Genomic DNA, 22,428 nt, shown 5'->3' on the forward strand with positions numbered 1-22,428 from the left:
GGGAATCGGAGCCTGGAACGCATCGCGGCGGCGTTAGATTAGCGCGGTTTCGCTGCCGAACACGTCACGGAATGCCGGAGGAACCACGCACGTTTCACGAAACGCGATGAATCCGGAGGGAGGTTTTTGAGATGGGCCACCGATTCGCCCCATTCCGTTTCTACCCGATGCTATGCGTCCTCGTGCTCGCCTGCTGCGTTGCCACCATAGGTTGGGCGGCAGAGCCAAACCGAATCCGCGTTATCCCGAGAGAAATCGACGACATCCTTCCCAACCCCGGAATGGGCTGGGAAACCTTCCATCACACGGCGGACCGCGACCGCAATCTTCCCCATTGGATACCCTCCACCGTGCACTATGTCCGATGGGGGTGGCGCGACCTGGAGCCGCGACCGGGCTCTCTCAACGAAGAGCTTCTGGATGATGTGCTGCGTCAAACTCGCGAGGCCGGGCAGCGTTTGGCGTTCCGTGTCATGTGCTGCTCCACGACCCCGGCCAATCCTTACCACCCCGAGTGGTTGAGAGAGATCGGCGGCAGGATTGTCGCGGTCCGCTACCAGGGTCGCGGACCGCTGGAAATCCCGGATCTCGACGACCCCGCAACGCTTCAGGCCCATCTCGACTTCATCCGCCGCCTCGGAAAGAAGTACGACGGCAATCCTGACATAGATCACATCGACCTCGGCTCGGTTGGCTGGTGGGGCGAATGGCACTTGAGCGCCACGGAGGGACTTTCGATGCCATCCCCTGAGAACCTGCGGAAAGTCATCGACACCTATCTCGAGGCGTTTCGGAACACGCCGCTGCTCATGCTCATGGACGGACCGGAGATGCTCGGCTATGCGGTTGGTAAAGGGACCGGGTGGAGGGCCGACTGCCTGGGCGACATGGGAGGGTTCACGCGGAATTGGTGTCACATGCGTAACGCTTACCCGCAAACGCTCACCGGGGCGAAGGCTTTGGAAGCCTGGAAGACCGCGCCCGTGGCATGGGAAACCTGCTGGGACATTCGCAAATGGGTCCAGGAGGGCTGGTCCCTCCGCTACATCTTCGATTATGCCCTGGCGCTGCACGCTTCGTACATCAACAATAAGTCCGCCCCTTTGCCGGACGATCCTGCGGTCCACGAGGAGATTCGCCGCTTCTTGCGACGCTTGGGTTACCGTTTGGTACTTCGCGAATGGGTACACGCGAGCACGGCAATCGCCGGAGATTCCGTCACAATCCGCATGACGTGGCAGAACGTGGGCTCCGCCCCGTGCTACCGGCCTTATCCCGTCGCCATCCGCTTACGCAACGAACAAGGCGTGCAGCACATCTGCGTGACGGAGTTTACGGTCAACTGTTTGATGCCGGGCACCGTCGTACCATTCACCGACGATTTCATGAAACAACCGCCTGAACTTCCGCCCGGCGAACCGCTGACCATGGAAATCGGCATCCCCCTGCCCGCCACACTACCACCGGGCGATTACGAGGTCTCCGCCGCCGTGCTTGATGAACAGAGCCGAGTCCCTACCGTACGTCTTGCCATTGCCGGTCGCGAGAGCGACGGATGGTACCCCCTGAGCCGACTCTCCGTGCGGCAGGGACGCTGAGCTCTGGCTTCGTCCCGCACCCGGACGATCCAAGGAAGTGTTACGATGTCCGAACCCGTGAAACGACGCGTGTTCGTGCAAGGCTTCGCCGCCGCAACCGCTGGAGCCGTTTCGGGAGTAGCCGCCCCCTCGGTCGCCGACGCCGACGGAGTCGCTACGGACGGGACCATACCGCCTCCCTCTCTCGTAACGAACTTTCAAGTCGGCGATCCTGAAGTCCGCCTGGAACTGCTCCGTCCCAAAGAGATCGAGGACCGCACGAAGGCTTGCGGTACGCTCTTTTTACCCATCGGCACGATCGAATGGCACGGACTCCACAATGTCGTGGGACTGGATGCCGTCAAGGCGCATATGCTGTGCATTCGGGCAGCCCAGCGCGGCGGGGGCCTGGTTGCACCGCCGCTGTTCGGCGGGGTCGGCGGGCTGGATCAACCTCACACCTTCGTCATGGAACCCGAAGATCAAACCTTCTCCGTCCTGCTCCGCCCTTGGCTGGAAAAGCTCGCCATGGAGGCCGCCCGGCAGGGTTTCAAAGCGATAATCATCCTGACGGGCCACTACGGCGCGGCACAACAGATCGTTGTGCGGGAAGTCGGCGCGCGAATGACCCGCTGCTTGGGCATCCCCGTCCTAGGCACGCCCGAGTACATTCTCGCACTGGACGAGGGCTATCTCGGCGACCATGCGGCCTGGGGAGAAACCTCGCTGATGATGTACCTGGATCCGCCGACCGTCGACTTGTCGCGACTCGGCGAAGCCCCCCATCAAGGAGTGGGCGGCAAAGACCCGAAACGGTTCGCGAACGCCGACGACGGGAAACGGATCGCGGACACCATCATTCGACGATTGTCCGCACTCAGTACGGACATGCCTAACTGGGACGGTTCGACCGTGCGTGCCTTCGCCGACGCCGAAGCGGCGATCGTGCGGCGGCAGCAAGAGTTGGCCGCCGAGACCGGCAAAGTCTGGGCGGCTTGGCGAAACATCGGAAACGGCGTGCTCCATCGCTATGCCGAGTGTTTACTGGAAAGACGATTCGACGAGATCCAGTCCATGGCCGCCCAACTATAGCGGCACATTTTTCGGCTGAGCGCCGGAGGGAACCGAGAAGTAAAGGACGACGCAGACCCCGAGCGCCAACGCCGCCCGCGCTCATCGCAGTCCAACGGGAGATTCCCGAACGCCATCCCGCGAGAAGGAGAATGAGCATGTCCCTCCGAACCCGACCACGATTGTTTTGGACCGCGCTACCTGCCCTGCCCTTTCTCCTAGCGTCCGCCCTGCCGGTGTATGCCTGGGGACCGCATCCCGACATCACCCGTGCCGCCCTGAACGTCGTCCCCCAAATGGAGAAGTGGGAGCAAGCATTGGGGCGAGAAAACATCGCGGCGCTGACGCAGTACTGTTTGATGCCCGACTGGCGGGGCCGAGATCTCGGCCCCTATTACGCGGACGATTATCTTCTCGTTCCCCAACTGCCGTATCATGTGTCCCACGTCATGCCGGCGGTCGAACCTGCGTTCGAGGTGTACTTCCGCCGAGCATTGCAGGGACTGCGGACGGAAACTCCCATCAACGCCTGCCGCCAACTCGGTACGCTGGTCCATTTTGTCGAAGACGTGGGAGCACCGCCTCACGCCAAGCCGAATTGTCCCCACCATTCCGAACTGGAGAATTGGGTCGACGCGAAGCAAATCTCCATCGAAGGTTATCAGCCTCAATTGCTGGGAAATACCGACGACGAAGCCTGGCAGGGTCTGAAACGGCGTATCGACGGCCTGATCGTCTTTTCCGCCGAACGGGCGGAGCGGGCGCTGCCGCTCGTATCTTCACCCAACCCGAATCGCGGCGCCGTGGAGCCAATCATCCTGGAATCCGCATTGGAAGCGGCGAGGGTCACCGCCGACATGCTATACACGGTCTTAACGCTAGGACTTGCTCCGACCGACTCCCCTCAAGCCGGGCTGACGGGCACCGTCATCGTCCCTCCCCTGCCCGGCAACGACGACCAAGAGGTACGCATCGTGCTGCTTGGCACGAATTACGCCACCCTGGCAACTTTGACGGAAGGCATCGATCCGGATGCGAAGACCTATCGGTTCTCTTTCCGCAACTTGCCGCCCGGTCTGTACCCCATCTTAGCTTACCGTCCCGGCGCTCAAGCCCAAGTGTTGGAGGCGGTATTGAAGCAAGGGGAATCGGTCGAACTGCATTTTCAATTGCCTCCCACGGACCCGCCGGGCAACCTGGTTTACAATCCGGACTTCCGTCTGGAAAGCCTTCAGCCCGGGCAACCGGGTCGCTGGACCAAATCCGGGGTCGACGCCTGGGCTAGCGCAACCATCGCCCTGCAACCCGGAAAGCGGTACCGCCTCGGTGCCATCTTCAAGAAACCGGAGGCCTCCGTGGAGTTTCTTGCCCCACCCGGCAAACGACCCGGCGAGCAAAATACCCCCGCCGTGCAACGGGTCGTTTTGACTCCGAAAGACGGGAACTCGGCGGAAACCGTTTTTGAAGCCCCGCCGGGCTACCCCCAACTCACCGTAAGAATCTTGACCAAAGACCTCCCCGGTGCGGCGGTCGAGCGAGTCTGGGTGTGCGAGTCGGAGTGACTCCGCTCGCAAGCGCCGCCTCACGGTTGCGAGAACCCGTGGAGTGCTCGGCCTTATCCGAAACATACTCACAAGTATTGCGATCTCCGGTTCCATTCGATGGCGCGGTGGACGTGATTCTCTGCGCCATCCGCCTCTTCGTTCCCGGCAATTCCACGCAAACGGTTGCTAATTCAAGGCGGGACTTCCCGTCGCCGCGCCTACGGAACCAGCACGATCCCGTTCTAACGCCCCACTTTGCCCATCCCACTCTGAAACCCCAAATCTCAGTACCAGCGGGCAGCTCCATGAAGTCGTCATGATGGCGTATGACAGATGTTCGCAAAGCAATGGGAAGATTACGCAGTCTGGGGGATTTTATCAGCCGGATATTGCAACCCCATCTCTCGAATGGCGCGATTATCGACACCGAAACGGGCGACTCCCGCCAAACCGCACGGCATTTTCGTTACGGTTTGCCATTCTTTCTCAACTCGCACGAGCCGTTTGTCCGATATTAACGTCGCAACCCCTTATTGACCGTTCTAGTGAGACGGCACGTAGAGGCGTCAACCGAACACTTGCGCACATCGAGGTGGACAAGAGCCATGCTATTACGACGCAGCAAACTGTGGCTGGCGATCGGCGCGATGGTAGCCCTGGGCGGCATGTCGGCTCACGCCCAAGTTCCCGACATGCAATACTTCGCCCCTGCCAATCCGGGAACTTTCGGAGGCGGCGCTCGGGCCAACGAAGGCTTCTTTATCAGCGGCGAGTATCTACGCTGGAGCATTTCCAAGCCGGACGCCGCCTCGGTCGGTGTGGCTCCGCCCGCCTCCCGAACTGTGTACTACGACACCGACGTCTTCCGCGAACAAACCAGCACGGCCGACAACACCTGGATCGGCAGTCGGTTCACCGACGGTAGTCGCGTGGAAGCCGGCTTCATGGAAGACCATCAAGGTTTGATGTTCAGCGGGTTCTTCATGTCCACGTACGGACGCGTCCACAAACTGCCCAACGCCGACGTCGTCTTCGACGACCCGGAGTTCGGGCCTCCGCCCTTCAAGCGATTGCTGCAAGGCTACGTGGACGACGCCCTCACCGACATCCAGAATCTGCCGGTCACGTTCACGGCCCCCATCGTGCTGGACGACAATGACAACCCTCTGCCGACGTGGGGGCTGGTTATGGACAATGTCGTCAAGACGTGGAACACGGAACTGAACTACGTGTACCGCTTCCACCCCACGCGTCACGGCACCTTCTGGGAAATCTACCTCGGCGTCCGGTACTTCGAATTCAATGAAGAATTCAACGTCGATGCTTTCGGCGGCATCCTCGCCGACAGCTTCTGGTATACCCGAGCGACGAATCACGTGGTCGGTCCCCAGGCGGGCATCCGGTTCTTCCGCACGTTCGATCGCTGGACCTTCGAAAGCACCGCCAAATTCTTCGCCGGTTTCAACTTCCAGAACTACAATCAGTACGGCGTCTTGGGCAGCCAACTCGATCCGCTGGCCGGGCCTCAGGAGGACCTGCCTCTCTACATGGGTCCCACCGCCTTCACCAACTCGGCCACGGAGGAAGAGTGGTCGCCCTCTGCGGAATTGCGAGTGGCGATCAAGTATAACGTCACCCGCAGCATGGCCCTCAGCGTGGGTTGGACCGGCATGTGGATGGACGGCATCGGCCGGGCCTCCAACGCGGTCGTGTATCGCGTGCCGAACATGGGCATCTCGCTCGATCGCAACAACCAAGATCTGTTCATCAACGGCGTGACCGCCGGCGTGGAATTCAACCGCTGATCGACACCCGTCACACACTCGGGCCACAAACGTCGGCGGAACGGAAAGCACCTATCAGTGCGGCAAGTTGCACCTTTGAGAAACAGCCTCGAACATTCGGTCATGGCGTAAGCCGGTGTCACACGGATGTTGACGCCGTTTGCCTCGGGTTAGCGACGGAGGCTGCGAATCGACCGGGAAGGATGCCCGGTCGATCGCGTTTCTTGACGCCCCCTAAACTCGGCAAAGCGATCCCGATACTTGTTTGTCAAGACCGGTTTCGGCCAACCGAGCCGGCTTCGCAAGAACCGGCAACGCCCTCCGAAAACACCCTTTGTCGCCATCAAACGCGAGTTTATAATAGGCCGAAGCAGCGTGGAAATGATGCGATCGGGACGGCGGTGCCCGTCGGCTTGTTCGGTGATTCTTGGGTACCGTACGTCGTCGATCGGCAACCGCGGCATCGCTGCGAAGATGGGACCGAATTTGCGGATTCGCGATAAGGAATATACTCGTGCTGAGTGTTCGACCCAAAGTCGCCGAACTGGCATATGTGCTCTACGGGCGACCGCTGCATCCGGAATTGTTCGAAGTGCACGCCTCCAAGACCGTCGCCCGCGGCGACTACCAGGTCAAGATCGACATCACGAACACCGGCCACGTCGTGACTTGGCAATACGAGGGCTTGACGTGGACTGAGGTCTCCACGGCGGTCAATCATCCCTTGCCGATTCGCCGCCGCTTGATGTTTCATCAACTTAAAGCCAAGCACCACGACGAATTCATCGGCCGCGGCGGGGTCTCGTACTCGATCGACATCCAGATCGAGAGCGTGCAACCCGAAATCTTTTGGATGTTCCAACACGAACTCAGCCGCGAAGGTCCGGGACAGGGGTTGTTTTTTCAATTCAATTCCAGCGGTCGCATGCCTTTGGGCGCGATCAGCTTCATCGCCCATCAAACTCGCAACAAAAGCCTTCGCATCCAGGCCTTCCATACCTTTCCCGACGATTGTGCGCTAGTGCGCAGTACCACGGTTTTCCGCCTCCCGTAACGACTCGTGGGCCGACCGGTTGCCGGCGAATTTGTGCGTCCGACCCTCCCTCCAAAGCCCCATGCGTCGCCTTGTCAGTCTGACGGCGGCGATGCAGAATGAAGGTTTCCGCGACCGTTGCGGGATTGTTCGTCTTCTCGGCCGTTTTTACCAGCATCCTCTTTCCTGCCGTCAGGGAGCATCTCATGGCGAAATGCGTTTTGGCATATTCGGGCGGGTTGGATACATCGGTCATCCTGAGTTGGTTGATCGAGCAAGGCTACGACGTAGACGCCGTGTACGTGGACCTCGGCCAACCCTGTGAGGATCGCGAAGCCATCCTCGCCAAGGCCCGCCTGATCGGCGCTCGGTCCGCGGAAATCGTCGATGCCAAGGAAGAACTTTGCCGTGATTTCGCCTTCCCGGTCATGCAATGGCAGGCGATGTACGAAGGCATGTATCTCTTGGGGACGTCCATTGCCAGGCCGCTCATTTCCAAAGTCTGCTTGCAGGTGGCGAAAAAACGCGGATGCGATGTTTTCGCCCATGGTGCGACGGGCAAGGGAAACGACCAATGCCGCTTCCAATTGGCCGCGGAAGCCCTGCAACCGGGGATCCGCGTTCTGGCCCCGTGGCGACGCGAAGACTTTCGCCGACGCTTTCCCGGTCGCAAGGAGATGATCGCCTATTGCGAGGAAAGAAAAATCCCGGTCAAGGCGACGACCGCCAAGCCGTACAGTTCGGACGAGAATTGTCTGCACATCAGCTATGAGGCGGGCAAACTGGAAGATCTTGCCGTCAACGGCGTGGAGTTGGTCGAGTTCGGCATGACCACGTCGCCCCGTCAAGCCCCGGAAGAGGGTGAGAAGGTCACGATCGCCTTCGAATCGGGCGTCCCGGTGCGGGTCAACGGCGAGCCTTGCTCTGCCTACGAAGTCGTGCAACGACTCAACGCCGTCGGCGGCCGTAACGGCATCGGCCGCATCGATATGGTGGAAAACCGTTTCGTCGGCATGAAGAGTCGCGGCGTTTACGAATCGCCTGGCATGACCTTGCTCTATTTTGCTCACCGTCAAGTCGAGCAGTTGACGCTGGACCGCGACGTGATGCACCTCCGCGACCGCCTCGCACCCGAAGTGGCCGAGATGGTCTACTACGGCTTCTGGTACTGCGCCAAAATGGATGCCCTCCTGGCCATGATTCGGGAAATTCAGCGACCGGTCACCGGAGAGGTGCGATTGTCGTTGTATAAGGGCAATATCGCCGTGGACGGTCGTTGGAGTCCCAACAGCTTGTACGACGAAGGGATCGCAACCATGGAGGGCGGCGGGAAATACGATCAAACCGACGCCGAAGGGTTTCTGCGCATCCAGGGCCTGCCGCTCCGTGTTCAGGCCCGACTTCGGCCGCGAGAGTTCTGATCGACGCGGGACTCCGCTGCGTCAACGCCCCTGAACGAATCGTAGAAAGAGAAGAGAACGCGATCCTCCGATCCAATGCGTCGAGTTCGCGTAACACCGGAGTTTGCGTCGATTCCGTCGCGATTGCCCAATGGACATCGAATCACTCGGCGGATTTTGGAAGAGCGGCAACCAATTCCGCGACATAATCCCGGATCTCTTCCAAAACGCGCCCGCGTGACTTCTCTCCGATCGCGGCAAGGTGGCGCACAATGGCGGAGCCTACGATGATTCCGTCCACCACCGGCGCCAGTAGTCGCACGTGCTCAGGCCGACTGATTCCGAATCCCACGCAAATAGGCAGAGAGGTCTGCGCCCGCAACCAAGCGAGATTGTCCACCAACTCGCTCGGCAACTCGCGGCGCTCTCCGGTAATACCCGCCACCGACACGTAGTAGAGAAAGCCTCTCCCGGCCTCCGCGATTCGAATCGCCCTCGGACGCGGCGTGGTGGGCGTAATCAGTTGCACCAAATCCATCCCCCGACGATCGCACGCTTCGCGCAACGCCTCGGATTCCTCGATCGGCAAGTCCGGCACGATCAACCCCGCGACGCCGGCCTGCTCGGCCCGGTCCACGAATTCCGGGAGACCGCGGCGAAACACGATGGCGTAACTCACCATCAGGACCACCGGGGCACTCAAGTGCGGCGCGATCGCGGCAATCGTCTTGAGTACTTCCCCGGATCGCACGCCTTGCGCCAACGCACGCGTGTACGACGCCTGGATGACGGGACCGTCCGCGATGGGATCGCTGTACGGGATTCCGACCTCGATCAGGTTGCTGCCGGCGTCGGATAAGGCTTGAATAAGCTCCTTGGTGAACCCAAGATCGGGATCTCCCGCCGTAACAAACGGCATAAAGGCCTTGCGACCCGACTTGCGCAATTCGTCGAAAACCTGTTGAATCCTGGACATCGGAGCCTGTTTCCCTAGCAAATCGCGGGCGGAAGGAGAACGCTGAGTGCGCCGTTGACAACGAACCTGAGTCGCCACGTCTAATCGTTCATTTCCAACAACCGCGCCACTTCTTGTGCGTCCTTGTCGCCGCGACCGGATAGACAAACGACGATGATCTCTTCCGGGGACCGCTGCGAGGCCAACTCCATCGCCTTGGCTATGGCATGGGCGCTTTCCAACGCCGGCAGAATCCCTTCCATTCGGGCCAGTGTCTGGAACGCCTCCAAAGCCTGCCGGTCGCTGACGTTCGTGTAGATGACCCGCCCGGTCTCTTTCCAGTAGCTATGCTCGGGGCCGACGCCGGGATAATCCAACCCGGCGGAGATGGAGTGGACGTCGGCGGTTTGACCGTCCTCATCTTGCAACACGTACGAGTACGTACCGTGCAAGACGCCCGGACTGCCGTACGAAAGCGTCGATGCGTGATCGCCAAGACGACCGGAACGTCCGCCCGCCTCCACCCCCACCATCGCCACCGCCTCGTCTCCAATGAAGGGATAGAACATTCCCGCCGCGTTGCTCCCTCCGCCCACGCACGCCACGATCAAGTCCGGCAACCGCTGGAACTGCTCCAAGCACTGGCGTCGGGTTTCCCTCCCGATGACCGATTGGAAATCGCGAACGATCCGCGGAAAAGGGTGCGGTCCCGTGACGGAACCGAGGCAATAATGGCTGAACTGCACCGAACTCATCCAGTCCCGCATAGCCTCGTTGATGGCATCGCGGAGAGTCTTCGAACCGCTCACCACCGGCACGACTTGCGCGCCCAAAAGCCGCATGTTGAAAACGTTGGGGCGCTGCCGGCGGATATCCTCCTCCCCCATGTATACCACGCATTCCAGACCGAACCGGGCACAAGCGGTGGCAGTCGCCACTCCATGCTGACCGGCGCCCGTCTCGGCTATGACTCTCCGCTTGCCCATCCGGACCGTCAGAAGAGCTTGCCCTAACGAGTTGTTGATCTTGTGCGCGCCGGTATGGTTCAAATCCTCCCGCTTCAAGAACAACCGAGCGCCCCCGCAAAACTCCGTCAACCGTTCTGCATAATACAGAGGAGATGGTCTCCCCACGTAATGGGTATACAGGGCGTTCAGAGCAGCCCCAAATTCGGGGTCGGCAATAGCTTCGACGTATTCGCGGTCCAACTCCTCCAGTGCCTGAACGAGGGTTTCAGGGACATATCTTCCACCAAAATTTCCAAATCGGCCCAAAGCATCGGGCACGTCGGTCAGAGAAGCCATCTGAGCAAGCCTTGCGTCTTGTTGAACCAATCAGCTGTCGCAACTTGTCGCGAATCTAAAAAAACTTGACCCACCTGCGAAGGACCGCACACGCCTGATCGTTGTTCGCGCGAATCGCCCTGCTGAAACGAAAACGTCACTTTGCAAACCCAAAACCTCGCCATTACCCAATGCTTATCGTAAAGCAGCGACCGGGTTTAGGCAAATCCAGGTAGACCCGGAGGATGCCAAGGCCCATAATGTTAAGGTGGTCCGCGGCGACATCGAGTGCCTTGCTTCGCCCCCCCGTAACAGGGGCGCCATACTATCTTGATCAGGTTTTTGATTCCGCGACATCCACAATCATCCTGCTTTTCCGGCAAGATCGGCAGAGACCGGTGCAAAGTGTCGTGTACGATCGAGTGATACCGATGCGGCGAGGCGTTCCGGTTGATGCGATGACGGTTGCCGCGAGCTGATCCGTTCGGTTTCGACGCGAGATTTTCGAAAATGCATAGCATCGCCATCCTCGGTCGCTTGTTTTTCTGGTCGGCGGTGGCGTTGGGTATGATCGGCATCGCAATTTGGCTCGTCCGGCGCATTCGCGGCGATGCTCTGGCCCGACGCGACTCGCAGGACCAGGCTGAGCGCATGCTCCGCGAGTTCGCTTCGATGAAGGCCGATGGGCGATTGAATGATAGCGAATACCGCGCCATACGAGACCGCCTGCGGTCCGCGGAAGGCACACCAACGACATTTCGTTCGGGACCCGGGAAAAAATAGAGCGCGCCCCCGCTGCCGCCGGCGCCGTTTTGGAGTACCGGACACGACGGTGCGAATTTGACGCGGGCCGAAGCTACGAGAGGTAGACTTTAACGTACGGATGCGTCTTGATGGTTATTCGGTTGATTTGCGGAAATGCCCATTATCCGCAGCAGATTCATCCCAGCGTCCGATGACGTTTTTAGCTCTTGTGCTTCACGCGGTCCTGCTGGGAATACCTTTGGGAAGATAAGGGTTTTACGGCGAACTTTTGACAACGTGTCGGAGGGTCGTCGTCCTCCGCCGCCGAAACCCAACCAAAGCCGCCGCCGCATGAACCGGGAACGAGATCCGATTCCGTAACACAACCGCCCGCGAGACTTTCAGGACGATTGATCATGCCGACAGGACGGGATTTCACATCCGGACGCCGTGGTACCGGTAGCACCAAGAAGAACGCATTCTGCTCCTTTTGTCGCAAGAGCTACCGCGACGTCGGACCGCTCGTCGAAGGTCCCGGTGATGTTTACATTTGCGGAGAGTGTATCGACCTGTGCCAATCCATCTTGGACCAGGAACGCAAGCGACGGGGTACGACAAGACCCCTCTTCGGAAGAGTTCCCTCGCCGCGCGAAATCGTCGAAAAACTGAACGAGTTCGTCATCGGCCAGGAGGAAGCCAAGAAAGTCTTGGCCGTGGCGGTTTATACGCACTACCGCCGATTGATGCATCACGGTTCCTCCGACGTGATGATCGATAAGTCCAATATCCTGCTGATCGGGCCGACGGGATCGGGCAAGACGCTTTTGGCTCAGACCCTCGCCCGCATGCTGGACGTTCCCTTCGCGATCGGCGATGCCACCACCCTGACCGAAGCCGGATACGTCGGCGAAGACGTCGAGAACCTCCTGCTCAAACTCCTGCACGCCGCCGATTTCGACGTCGAGGCGGCACAGCGAGGGATCATCTACATCGACGAGATCGACAAAGTCCGCAAGACGGGCCACAACGTCTCCATCACACGCGATGTCTCCGGCGAAGGCGTTCAACAAGCGCTCTTGAAAATGCTCGAGGGTACCGTTTCCAACGTCCCCCCTCAAGGCGGTCGCAAGCACCCGGAGCAACAGTATATCCAGGTCGATACATCCAACATCCTCTTCATCTGCGGGGGAACTTTTGTCGGACTGGAAGACATCATCGCGCGGCGATTAGGCAAGCGCGCCATCGGTTTCAGTTCCACCATGTCGGTGTCGCCTTCGGGCGAGTCGGCGAGCGATGAGGAACGCAACCGCTTCCTCATGGCACACGTGACGAGCGAGGACCTGGTGGAGTTCGGTTTGATCCCCGAGTTCATCGGGCGACTCCCGGTTCTCAGCACTTTGCGTCCGCTTAATGTGGAGGCGCTGATTCGCGTTCTCACCGAACCGAAGAACGCCCTGGTCAAACAGTACCAGGAACTGTTCGCCATGGAGAACGCGGAATTGGAGTTCACCGAAGCGGCCTTGAAGCTGATCGCTCGAAAAGCCTACGATCGCGGGACGGGTGCGAGGGGCTTGCGGTCCATCGTGGAGGGGATCATGATCGACGCCCTCTATACACTGCCCGATCAACCGCCCGGACTCCGCTACGTCGTGGACACGGAGGTTGTGGAGGGTCGGATGCCCCTGGTGGGTCAACCCACCGCTCAACAAAAAAGTGCATAAACCGCTTTCCCGATCGCGCGGAACCGGCCGCAAATTTCTCGAGGGAATGCCGCAACGATCCCGGCGACTCGTCCGCGACCCCCGTCAATCGGCGACCGAACATTTGGGCGACTACCACTCGGTCGCCGTCGTGTTGAGCGGACTCAGTCGGAGCCGGCAATCAAGGCTCGATCCGGATGCGGCGCGGCGTCTTCCGCCGGACCATTCATCTCCGCGCCAACTTTCGCAAGACTTCGATCCCCCGGCTGATCGTCTCATCGGAGGCGGCGTACGAGATGCGAAAATGGGTATCGCGTCGACTGAATACCGCGCCTGGAATGATCAACAATCCATGCCGCTCGATGGCCTCCGTGACGAACTCCGTCGCCGTCCCCCAAGGGGCTCGCGGGAACGCATAGAAGGCCCCACCCGGCGTCACCAGGTCGTAGTAGTCGCGCAACCCGGCGACCAATAGATCTCGCTTACGCCTGTAGGCATCGTAAGCCGGTCGCATATCGTAATCGATGGCCTTCAGCCCGGCCCATTGCAGGGGATGCGGTGCACAGACGAAGCTGTATTGCTGCAACTTCAGCATCTGCTGCATGATTTCTCGCGGACCGTGCGCGAAGCCCAGACGCCAACCGGGCATGCCGTGACTCTTGCTGAAACCCGCCACCACGATGGTTTGCGGATTGTACTCCGCGGGTGATACGAACGGTTCGTCGTAGCAAAAATCACAGTAGATTTCATCGCTGAGCAGCGCCACGTTCCGCCGTCGCGCAAGCTCCGCCAAATCGCGCAGTGACTGAGAATTCAGAACGACTCCGGTGGGGTTGGCCGGACTGTTGACGATGATCATCTTCGTCTTGGCCGTCAACGCCGCCTCCACGCGACCGACGTCGATTTGAAAATCCGGGTAGGTATCGACATAGACGGGAACGCCGCCCGCCACATGGACCAAGGCATCGTACATCACGAAGAGCGGGTCGAAGACGATCACCTCGTCGCCGGGATCGACCAGCGTCAATACGGCCAGCATCAAGCCGCCGCTGGTACCGCTGGTGATGAATACCTCTCGCTCCGGGTCGTTGTACCGCTTCGCAATCTCGCTTTGAAGACGCTCGCGAAATGCCGGCACGCCTTGCGTCAAGGAATAGCCGTTCTTGCCCTGCCGAACGGCCTCCGCGGCACACTCTTTGATTTCGTCGGGGACGTCGAAATCAGGTTGTCCTATGGAAAGATTGATGGGATCCTTCAATTTGGCTCCCAATTCAAAGACCTTACGAATGCCTGACGCATCGAAGCGAGTCATGCGCCGAGCAAGCCACGGATGTGCTTCCGTCATCGCGAAGATCCCCAACAACGTCAGAGTAGGCCGGACCGACAGGCCTCCGATTCACCTTTTATCGGCCAAGGGATTTTCTTCTCCCGCAACACGCGTCTAGAACGCTACGCACCCTCACACGATAATTCTTCCGTGCAAGCCGTCGAATACGTCAGTTTCGCGCACCCAAGCGAATCATGCAACGGGGTGGGTGCGCTTTCTTCGTTCGGCGACACCCGCTCGAATTCCACCTACCACAGACGGCATGGAAACCTTTGGAGGTTGATTGCTTCGCGACGCCCCCGGAACATCCTTGCCCGCTTGCACGTTGTGCGCCGAGTTCCGCGTACCTATACTGATCGGTGTTTGACAGCGTCTAGGAGCAATCCGGCACCAGTGCTGACGCACCGACCGGACGGCCGTCAACAACGCCCGTTGACGTACGGATCGGTTCACAAACGGTTTCATGAGCGTGGGAGGCCATGATGAGAACTTGGATCGCGGCACCTTTCCTTGCGGCATTGCTTTTTCCCGCGGCGGCGACGGCATTGGAACCGGCGGTTGCCCCCGCCGCCCGTCCGAACATCCTTTGGCTCACGTGCGAAGATACCGGCCCGCACTTAGGCTGCTACGGCGACGCCTATTCCAATACGCCCAACTTGGACGCACTGGCGCAACGGGGAGTGATTTATCTGCACGCTTGGTCCACGGCCCCCGTATGCGCTCCGGCACGAACGGCGATTATTTCGGGCATGTATCCCAGTTCCACCGGCGCCGAACATATGCGGAGTTGGGTCCCTTTTCCCCAGCGGTTTTCGTTCTACCCACAAATATTGCGGGGAGCGGGCTACTACTGCACCAATAATTCCAAGGAGGATTACAACCTGATCAACGAAGGACGAATTTGGGACGAATCCTCGGGAAAAGCCCATTGGAAGAACCGCCCGGCAGGGAAACCCTTTTTCGCGATCTTCAACTTCACCATCACGCATGAGAGCCAGATTCGCAACCGACCGCACGATCTGATCCACGATCCGGCCAAGGTCCGCGTACCCGCCTACCATCCGGATACCCCTGAAGTCCGTCGTGATTGGGCTCAATACTACGACCGAATCACGGAAATGGACGCCATGGCAGGTGAAAAGATCCGAGAAGTGGAAGAGGCGGGTTTGGCCGACGACACGATCGTCTTCTTTTACGGCGACCACGGTTCGGGGATGCCGCGCAGCAAACGCTGCCCATACAACTCCGGATTGCAAGTACCGTTGATCGTGTACATCCCACCGAAGTTTCGCCACTTGGCACCGCCCGACTATCAACCGGGCGGCAAGACGGAGCGATTGGTGGGCTTCGTAGATTTGGCCCCCACCGTTCTCAGCCTCGCCGGGGTTCGACCGCCGGAATGGATGGAAGGACACGCCTTCTTGGGGCCTTACGCATCCGAACCGCAACCCTTTCTCTTCGGCCTGCGGGGAAGAATGGATGAACGTTACGACCTGATCCGTTCCGTGACCGACGGTCGCTTTGTCTACATCCGCAACTACATGCCTTATTTTCCGTTGGGACAGCATGTGACGTACATGTTCCAAACACCCACGACCCAAGTGTGGCGACAATTATTCGATGAGGGCAAGCTCTCGCAACAACAGGCGTACTTTTGGCAACGTCCGCGTGCTCCGGAGGAGCTATACGATCTCGAAACCGACCCCGACGAAGTCAACAACCTAGCCGGTCGTCCCGAATATCGCGAGGTTCAATCTCGCCTGGAAAGGGCGCTTCGCGATCATATTCTGGCTACGCGCGACCTCGGCTTCCTGCCCGAACCCGAAATTCACAGTCGAGCGGGGACGCGCACCCCGTACGACTACGGTCACGGTCGAGGCTATCCGCTGCCCCGTATTCTCCTAGCCGCCGAAAGAGCCTCCTATCTCAACCCACAAGATGTGCAGGCCCTGATCGGTTACCTCGACGATCAAGACTCCGCCGTTCGCTACTGGGGCGCTTTGGGCCTGTTGATGCACGGCGAGCAAGCGGTGCAACAGGCTGAAAGGAAATTGGCGGAGATGCTGAACGATCCATCTCCGTCCGCACGAATTGCCGCGGCCTGGGCCTTGGGGCGATTCGGCAACGACGCCCAACGCGAGCAAGCCCTGAAAACGTTAGCGACGCTGATTTCCTACGAGAATAATGGGCCTTACGTCGCAATGCTGGCCTTGACGGTTGCCGACGACCTCGGCCCCTTGGCCGCCGGTTTGAGAGATGTTGTCGAGAAGTATGTACACCCGGAAGTCGCGCCCGTTCACAATCGGTTCAAGGACGGCATTCCGCGATTAGCTGAACATTTCCTTCAGACGGTTGCGCCGTAATTGCGGCGCCATCGGATCCGGTCCGAAAGGGCGGAGAATGACAACCCCTAATCGCTGAGACCGCCGCAAGCTAACGCTGATCTCGGCGAGCGCGCGTGTCGCCGTACCATCCAGTGAGCAATGACCATGACAAAGGGCGGTTCACCATGGAGTGAACCGCCCTAACTTTCTTGTCGCGCAAGTCGGCGCCGCCCCTCGCGTCATTGCTGGATGTTCGCCAAAATCTTGCCCAAACGTTGCAACTCGCTTTGGATCATTTCTACATCCAGGCCGCTCTCGGTCTTCAGCCGCAATACGTCTTCGACCAACTGCGTGGCCGACTTCAACCCGCCGTGCTGATTGGCGAACTCGATGACTTTATCTTCCGCGTCGGGAGCGGGAACCGCGCGAGCCTTGACGTTTGGTCGATGGAAAGCGCGGACCGCAACGCGACGTACCCGGCGCCCCCTCTTGGCAACGAACTGATGCCCGCAATGCTCGCACTGATTTGCCCTAGCGGCGACGACTTTTCCACAATCGGGACAAAGCTTGCGCCCACGACCCAACACCACGTTACCGGCCAATGCCTTCTTCGCCATGATTCGACTCCCAAAAAAAGAACCGAGGAGCAAAAGGTGCTTGGGGCGTCGCCGAATTCCGTCGCACGGGACGATCGCAACCCGGCATCACTCCGCCTCCAACCGCTACATAACCGAGTCCCCAACGCCTACCCCGATTCGAAATCGCACCAAAGCTTGGACGACATCCCGCGGTCATACGTTCATATTGCAACTCGCACCGCCGCCCCGACATCGCCTGAAGAAATTACACGATCCTCCGTATATCACAGTCAAATCGCGAAAACATTTACTACTAACGATATTTCTAGCAAAGTCCGAATGCGGCGACAAGTAGTTGCACCCGAGAAATTGAATTTCTTTTTGCCAGAACAAGCATTTTCTCAGAAGATCACACCAATGCGAGCATCCGTGCAATGATTCGTGTAATGAGTGACTCCTCCAAACGACCGCCAAGTTTCCCATCAATAAGGCATCGTTCACCGCGGTTTCAGCTTTTTACCGACCGGCGAAGCGCGAGCATCAAGATCGCTCCCATTTGCAAGAGTAGGAAATCCTGGATCATGGCTCGGCAACCCATCCGAACCGTGTCACGGATTCCGCCGAAAACCTCGGTCATCGAAACTCTTCGGAATGCTCCGATCGGTGGGTGGCAGGCCGATGCATTCTTGCCCCGCACCTCCGATTGCCGATCGGGAGAAGATAGGAGTCCATGCTCGCGTTTCCAAGCAGGGTCTCCGTATTCCGCCGCGACGGACAATACCCCGTCCATCGCCCGGCAATGCCTAGGCAATGTGTGACGGATGTGCCGCCAAAACGCCGGCATCTCCGGTTCCACGCCGGCTCGCATGAGACGCACACCATCGCCGTTTCGCCGCATCTGAGCGCCGCCGAACTTAATTTTTCCGCAAAGTTTCCGCAATCGAAGAGCTGACAACATGGCAACAGACACGCATCAATGGTACCCTGGAGAGATTGATTACTTTCCGGGGCAGAGCGATCAGCGGTTGACTTTATCCATGTTGGCACGACCGACGGCGCTGCGATTCGCGCATTCTCTCCCTTACGGCGCCATCCTGCACGAGGACGGCGTCCAGTTCGTCGTCTTCAGTCGATCGGCCTCCGCGCTGCGAGTTTTGCTCTACCGTCACGTCGACGACCGCGAGCCTTTCGACATCGTCCACCTGAACGGCGAGGATCACCGCTGGGGCGACGTTTGGAGCGTCTTCGTCCCCGGCTTGAAGGCCGGACAACTCTATCATCTTCAAGCCGATGGGCCGTGGATTCCCGAAGCGGGCCAACGGTTCGACTCCAAAGCCCGACTCATTGATCCGTACGCCAAGGCATTGGCCGGCGACTTTCTCCCCGCGGTCGACGGCATCATCCGGCCTCCCAAATGCGTGGTCGTAGACGATGATTTCGACTGGCAGGGCACGCGGCACATCCGCCGCGACATCTCGGAGACCGTCATCTACGAGATGCATGTGCGAGGCTTCACTCGCTCTCGGACCAGCGGCGTCAAATTTCCCGGCTCCTACCTCGGCATCATCGAAAAGATCCCGTACTTGAAGTCGTTGGGCGTCACTGCCGTAGAGCTGATGCCGGTCCACGAGTTCCCCATCCTGGATTGTTTCGGCCGCATGCCGGGTCGCCGCAATTACTGGGGCTACGATCCCCTGGCATTTTTCTCGCCCCATCGCGGATACGCCGTCAGCAAGGAACCGGGCGCCCAGGTTCGCGAATTCAAGGAGATGGTCCGCGAACTCCACAAGGCCGGAATCGAAGTCATTCTCGACGTTGTTTTCAATCACACCGCCGAAGGAAACGAGCATGGCCCAATCCTCAGTTTCAAGGGCCTGGAAAACCGCGTCTATTACATGTTGGAGAACGGCGGTGGAAAGTACCGCAACTACACGGGCTGCGGGAACACGGTCAACGGAAATCATCCCATCGTTCGGGAGATGATCTTCCACTGCCTCCGCTATTGGGTCCACAATTACCACGTGGATGGCTTCCGCTTCGACCTCGCCTCCATCCTCAGTCGCGATCGCGCCGGTAACTTGGTGCCCAATCCGCCGGTCGTGGAAACGATTGCAGAGGACCCGCTGCTGGCCGATACCAAGATCATTGCCGAGGCTTGGGACGCTGCGGGCGCCTATCAAGTCGGCACTTTCGCCAGCCTTTGCTGGCCCGACGGTTTCGCCCACTGCCGCTGGGCGGAATGGAACGGTCACTATCGCGACGACGTCCGCAGATTCTGGCGGGGAGATCCGGGCATGATGCCCGCCTTCGCCACACGCCTGGCAGGCTCCAGCGATCTTTATCAACCGGGAGGCCGCTACCCTTACCACAGCATCAATTTCATCACCTCCCACGACGGATTCACCCTCAACGACCTGGTCAGCTACAACCACAAGCACAACGAAGCCAACGGCGAGGAGAACCGCGACGGCGACAACAACAATAACAGCTACAACTACGGCGTGGAGGGACCTACCCGCGACCGCGGCATCGAACTGGTCCGCATCCGCCAAATCAAGAATCTGCTGGCCACGCTATTCCTGAGCCAAGGCGTGCCCATGCTCCTTTTCGGAGACGAGTGCCGACGCACGCAACGCGGCAACAACAACGCATACTGCCAAGACAACTCGGTATCGTGGTTCAATTGGAAGCGCGTTCCGCGACACCGAGAGGTGTGGCGTTTCTGCCAAGCCCTTATCCGATTCCGCCGCCGAGAACCCACCGTGCGCCGCCGGGATTTTCTCACCGGTCTGCCGGTTCGGCCTGGAGGATTGCCGGACGTCAGCTGGTTCAACACGCAGGGCGGACCGGTGGATTGGTCGAACGGAGAGCGAACCCTCGGTTGTCTGCTGGCGGCATTCCCGCATCGCGAAGAGCCCAAACGCCCCAACCATCACATTCTGATGTTCTTTCACCCTGCTCCGGAACCGACTCGCTTCGTGTTTCCGCCCTATGCACGCAGCTTCGCCTGGCGACTCTTCTTGGACACCGGGCGTTTCCCGCCGGAGGATATCTACCCCGACCTGGACGGCCCTCCGCCGCCGGCAGATTGGACCCTGAAACTCCCCGGTCGCACTCTGGTGGTCTACGTCTCGCCGGACCTCTTGTAGAATACGTGTAGAGACGCGTCCACGGCACGGTCGCGGGCATCGCGAACGAGAGATCACGCCTTCCAGCAAAACCCACTGAAGGCGCAGGATTCCAAACCTCGGCGACGTCCCGCGCGTGATCGTTCTATCAGAGCAACGGGTATCGTTTCGACACGAATGGGGTGACGCATGCAACGCCGTCATATAGCCGGGGTCGATTTAGCCGTCGAGATTCAAGGTCGAGGTCTGCCGGTCGTCTTCGTGCACGGCTTTCCCTTGGACTACACCATGTGGGATGCCCAAATAGCCGAGTTTTCCGGCGATTGCCAGGTCTTAGCCCCAGATTTGCGGGGATTCGGCGCCAGCGGTGTCACGCCCGGGATCGTCACCATGGAGAGGTTTGCCGACGACCTGGCCGAATTGGCGGACGGCGTCGGAATCGCGTCGCAGGGTGTCGTCTTGTGCGGCCTATCGATGGGCGGATACATAGCCTTCCAATTCCTGCGAAAATACGCGGGGCTTCTTCGAGGATTGGTGTTGTGCAATACCCGCGCCACCGCCGACTCCGACGAGGTCCGCGAAAATCGCTATCGCTTGGCCGCCGCCGTTCGACAAGACGGCTCCGAAGTCGTGATTCGCCAAATGTTGCCCAAACTGCTTGCCGAGCAAACTCGAAAAGAGCGGCCCGATTGCGTGACTCGCCTGGAGGACATGATGCGCCGCGCGTCTCCGGAAGGCATTGCCGCCGCTGCATTGGGCATGGCCGAGCGTCCCGATTCCACGGCCTTGCTCTCGAGTGTTCCTTGTCCGACATTGGTCGTGGCGGGCGAGTTCGACGTGCTCTCGCCACCATCCGAAATGCGAATGATGGCAAACGCCATCCCCGGTGCCCGCTTTGAAGTCATCCCCGGTGCCGGACACATGACGCCGATGGAAAGGCCCGACGAATTCAACGCGATCCTGCGCGACTATTTGAAGTCGCTTTGAAGTCGCTGAAGTCGTAGTCGGCTTGGCGTCGCGATCGGCCCACCCTTAAGACGATACCCCCTTAAGACGATAACTGTACATCCTTACCTTCCTGAACGTGGGAGGGGTGGACTGCCCCCGCGGGATAGGCGAGGACCGCCACTTACCCAAAACCGCCGATCATCCCGTGCGGTAAGCAGAACATGGGAGCCTTGTCATCCCGAAAGCTATGTGCTATTATGGCGCCAACTGGGGCGCAATCCCCACTCGGAGGGTATGCGAATTGGTGAGCAGCCTGACTCGAAATCAGGTGCCCCTCACGGGGTTGCGGGTTCGAGTCCCGTGCCCTCCGCTAATGTCTTGACAAGAGATCAACTTCTCTTTCATCTTTCCTTTGCGCCGACTGCGCGGGTAAATCCGCGACTCTCCTCCTGATCAAGCCCCATCGCGACGCGGGCCCTCTTCCGCTCGCTGCGGTTATCGTCTCTATTCGATCGCTGCCCGACTTTCAGCGATTGTGCTGAAACCCTACAGCCGAAACCGGTTACCTCTTCCCTGCCCTGCGTTCTCACCGGGCCCCGACGAACTCGCTCCTTGATCGCCCTGCCCTCCCAGCGATCGCCAACGCGCCATTCGACATGATCGGCGCCCACCCGGCATATTTAAAGCGGCACACCGCACCGGTGCAGCACATCTTTGATATGTATTTATTTCTATTACAGCACACTGATATATGACCATGTTTCTATTGTTATTTCTGTATTACAAACTCTCCATAGGCACACCGACAGGCATATGCATACTATCACGCAGGTAGACTATTGACACTGTGCATCATCCGTATAGAATAGACCGCAATGGATTCCACAACAGCCAATACACTCATACACACCAACACATTCGATCGAGACTACACGCATTAAACTGAGAATGCCGCGTGCAACGGCGTTGCCGCGGGCATCATACACAACTTGCGCGAGCATTGACCGCGCCATAATAGCACTCTTTACACAT

15 protein-coding genes and 1 tRNA gene are annotated in these 22,428 nt (G+C 59.3%); 12 read left to right on the forward strand and 4 right to left on the reverse strand.

Annotation, left to right across the window (positions count from 1 at the left end; all coding sequences use genetic code 11):
* Window positions 1–131 precede the first annotated feature (131 nt).
* The 6 genes from ACYQ6J_RS02000 to ACYQ6J_RS02025 all read left to right on the forward strand — a co-directional run bounded on the left by ACYQ6J_RS02000 (window position 132) and on the right by ACYQ6J_RS02025 (window position 8,430).
* Window positions 132–1,598 (forward strand): DUF4832 domain-containing protein, encoded by a 1,467-nt coding sequence (locus ACYQ6J_RS02000; protein ID WP_460182520.1) that lies wholly within the window; start codon window positions 132–134, stop codon window positions 1,596–1,598.
* A gap of 45 nt (window positions 1,599–1,643) precedes the next feature.
* Entirely contained in the window at window positions 1,644–2,669 is a 1,026-nt protein-coding gene (locus tag ACYQ6J_RS02005; RefSeq protein ID WP_460182521.1) for a creatininase family protein, read from the forward strand.
* A gap of 137 nt (window positions 2,670–2,806) precedes the next feature.
* Window positions 2,807–4,210, forward strand: a complete 1,404-nt coding sequence (locus ACYQ6J_RS02010) for a hypothetical protein (RefSeq protein WP_460182522.1) — start codon at window positions 2,807–2,809, stop codon at window positions 4,208–4,210.
* Between the two features lie 587 nt (window positions 4,211–4,797).
* A complete protein-coding gene (locus ACYQ6J_RS02015) occupies window positions 4,798–5,997 on the forward strand; it encodes a BBP7 family outer membrane beta-barrel protein (RefSeq protein ID WP_460182523.1) in 1,200 nt (399 codons plus the stop codon).
* Window positions 5,998–6,490: 493 nt separating this feature from the next.
* A complete protein-coding gene (locus ACYQ6J_RS02020; protein ID WP_460182524.1) occupies window positions 6,491–7,030 on the forward strand; it encodes a DUF2617 family protein in 540 nt (179 codons plus the stop codon).
* Between the two features lie 185 nt (window positions 7,031–7,215).
* Entirely contained in the window at window positions 7,216–8,430 is a 1,215-nt protein-coding gene (locus tag ACYQ6J_RS02025) for an argininosuccinate synthase (RefSeq protein ID WP_460182525.1), read from the forward strand.
* Window positions 8,431–8,572: 142 nt separating this feature from the next.
* On the opposite strand, the gene trpA is transcribed toward ACYQ6J_RS02025, so the two are convergent.
* Both trpA and trpB read right to left on the reverse strand, forming a co-directional pair.
* Window positions 8,573–9,385 (reverse strand): tryptophan synthase subunit alpha, encoded by an 813-nt coding sequence (gene trpA / locus ACYQ6J_RS02030; protein ID WP_460182526.1) that lies wholly within the window; start codon window positions 9,383–9,385, stop codon window positions 8,573–8,575.
* Window positions 9,386–9,465: 80 nt separating this feature from the next.
* Entirely contained in the window at window positions 9,466–10,668 is a 1,203-nt protein-coding gene (gene trpB / locus ACYQ6J_RS02035; protein ID WP_460182527.1) for a tryptophan synthase subunit beta, read from the reverse strand.
* A gap of 489 nt (window positions 10,669–11,157) precedes the next feature.
* Between trpB and ACYQ6J_RS02040 the strand changes: the two genes are divergently transcribed.
* On the forward strand, window positions 11,158–11,430 hold the full coding sequence (locus ACYQ6J_RS02040; RefSeq protein ID WP_460182528.1) for an SHOCT domain-containing protein: 273 nt from the start codon (window positions 11,158–11,160) through the stop codon (window positions 11,428–11,430).
* 377 nt (window positions 11,431–11,807) lie between these two features.
* Complete coding sequence (clpX, locus tag ACYQ6J_RS02045) at window positions 11,808–13,112, forward strand: ATP-dependent Clp protease ATP-binding subunit ClpX (protein ID WP_460182529.1); 1,305 nt, start codon at window positions 11,808–11,810, stop codon at window positions 13,110–13,112.
* A 205-nt stretch (window positions 13,113–13,317) separates the two neighbouring features.
* Here clpX and ACYQ6J_RS02050 read toward each other — a convergent pair whose 3' ends face one another.
* The gene (locus ACYQ6J_RS02050) at window positions 13,318–14,436 is read right to left on the reverse strand and encodes a pyridoxal phosphate-dependent aminotransferase (RefSeq protein ID WP_460182530.1); all 1,119 of its coding nucleotides are present in this window, start codon (window positions 14,434–14,436) and stop codon (window positions 13,318–13,320) included.
* Between the two features lie 461 nt (window positions 14,437–14,897).
* Here ACYQ6J_RS02050 and ACYQ6J_RS02055 point away from each other — a divergent pair, with 461 nt between their 5' ends.
* Window positions 14,898–16,781: a sulfatase-like hydrolase/transferase gene (locus tag ACYQ6J_RS02055; RefSeq protein ID WP_460182531.1), complete on the forward strand. Its 1,884-nt coding sequence runs from the start codon at window positions 14,898–14,900 to the stop codon at window positions 16,779–16,781.
* Between the two features lie 200 nt (window positions 16,782–16,981).
* On the opposite strand, the gene ACYQ6J_RS02060 is transcribed toward ACYQ6J_RS02055, so the two are convergent.
* The gene (locus ACYQ6J_RS02060) at window positions 16,982–17,359 is read right to left on the reverse strand and encodes a zinc ribbon domain-containing protein (protein WP_460182532.1); all 378 of its coding nucleotides are present in this window, start codon (window positions 17,357–17,359) and stop codon (window positions 16,982–16,984) included.
* Window positions 17,360–18,276: 917 nt separating this feature from the next.
* Here ACYQ6J_RS02060 and glgX point away from each other — a divergent pair.
* The 3 genes from glgX (at window position 18,277) to ACYQ6J_RS02075 (ending at window position 21,766) form a co-directional block, all read left to right on the forward strand.
* Complete coding sequence (gene glgX, locus ACYQ6J_RS02065; protein ID WP_460182533.1) at window positions 18,277–20,469, forward strand: glycogen debranching protein GlgX; 2,193 nt, start codon at window positions 18,277–18,279, stop codon at window positions 20,467–20,469.
* Window positions 20,470–20,637: 168 nt separating this feature from the next.
* Window positions 20,638–21,435 (forward strand): alpha/beta fold hydrolase, encoded by a 798-nt coding sequence (locus ACYQ6J_RS02070; protein WP_460182534.1) that lies wholly within the window; start codon window positions 20,638–20,640, stop codon window positions 21,433–21,435.
* 248 nt (window positions 21,436–21,683) lie between these two features.
* Window positions 21,684–21,766, forward strand: a tRNA-Ser gene (locus ACYQ6J_RS02075).
* Window positions 21,767–22,428 lie beyond the last annotated feature (662 nt).

It is taken from the genome of Thermopirellula anaerolimosa (assembly GCF_054657335.1).

Excerpts from the sequence above, each read along its gene's own strand:
- glgX (WP_460182533.1), top strand. The coding sequence starts at position 18,277 with ATGGCAACAGACACGCATCAATGGTACCCTGGAGAGATTGATTACTTT.
- ACYQ6J_RS02070 (WP_460182534.1), top strand. The coding sequence starts at position 20,638 with ATGCAACGCCGTCATATAGCCGGGGTCGATTTAGCCGTCGAGATTCAA.
- ACYQ6J_RS02005 (WP_460182521.1), top strand. The coding sequence starts at position 1,644 with ATGTCCGAACCCGTGAAACGACGCGTGTTCGTGCAAGGCTTCGCCGCC.
- ACYQ6J_RS02040 (WP_460182528.1), top strand. The coding sequence starts at position 11,158 with ATGCATAGCATCGCCATCCTCGGTCGCTTGTTTTTCTGGTCGGCGGTG.
- ACYQ6J_RS02050 (WP_460182530.1), bottom strand. The coding sequence starts at position 14,436 with ATGACGGAAGCACATCCGTGGCTTGCTCGGCGCATGACTCGCTTCGAT.
- trpA (WP_460182526.1), bottom strand. The coding sequence starts at position 9,385 with ATGTCCAGGATTCAACAGGTTTTCGACGAATTGCGCAAGTCGGGTCGC.
- ACYQ6J_RS02055 (WP_460182531.1), top strand. The coding sequence starts at position 14,898 with ATGATGAGAACTTGGATCGCGGCACCTTTCCTTGCGGCATTGCTTTTT.
- trpB (WP_460182527.1), bottom strand. The coding sequence starts at position 10,668 with ATGGCTTCTCTGACCGACGTGCCCGATGCTTTGGGCCGATTTGGAAAT.
- ACYQ6J_RS02015 (WP_460182523.1), top strand. The coding sequence starts at position 4,798 with ATGCTATTACGACGCAGCAAACTGTGGCTGGCGATCGGCGCGATGGTA.
- ACYQ6J_RS02000 (WP_460182520.1), top strand. The coding sequence starts at position 132 with ATGGGCCACCGATTCGCCCCATTCCGTTTCTACCCGATGCTATGCGTC.
- ACYQ6J_RS02010 (WP_460182522.1), top strand. The coding sequence starts at position 2,807 with ATGTCCCTCCGAACCCGACCACGATTGTTTTGGACCGCGCTACCTGCC.
- ACYQ6J_RS02060 (WP_460182532.1), bottom strand. The coding sequence starts at position 17,359 with ATGGCGAAGAAGGCATTGGCCGGTAACGTGGTGTTGGGTCGTGGGCGC.
- clpX (WP_460182529.1), top strand. The coding sequence starts at position 11,808 with ATGCCGACAGGACGGGATTTCACATCCGGACGCCGTGGTACCGGTAGC.
- ACYQ6J_RS02025 (WP_460182525.1), top strand. The coding sequence starts at position 7,216 with ATGGCGAAATGCGTTTTGGCATATTCGGGCGGGTTGGATACATCGGTC.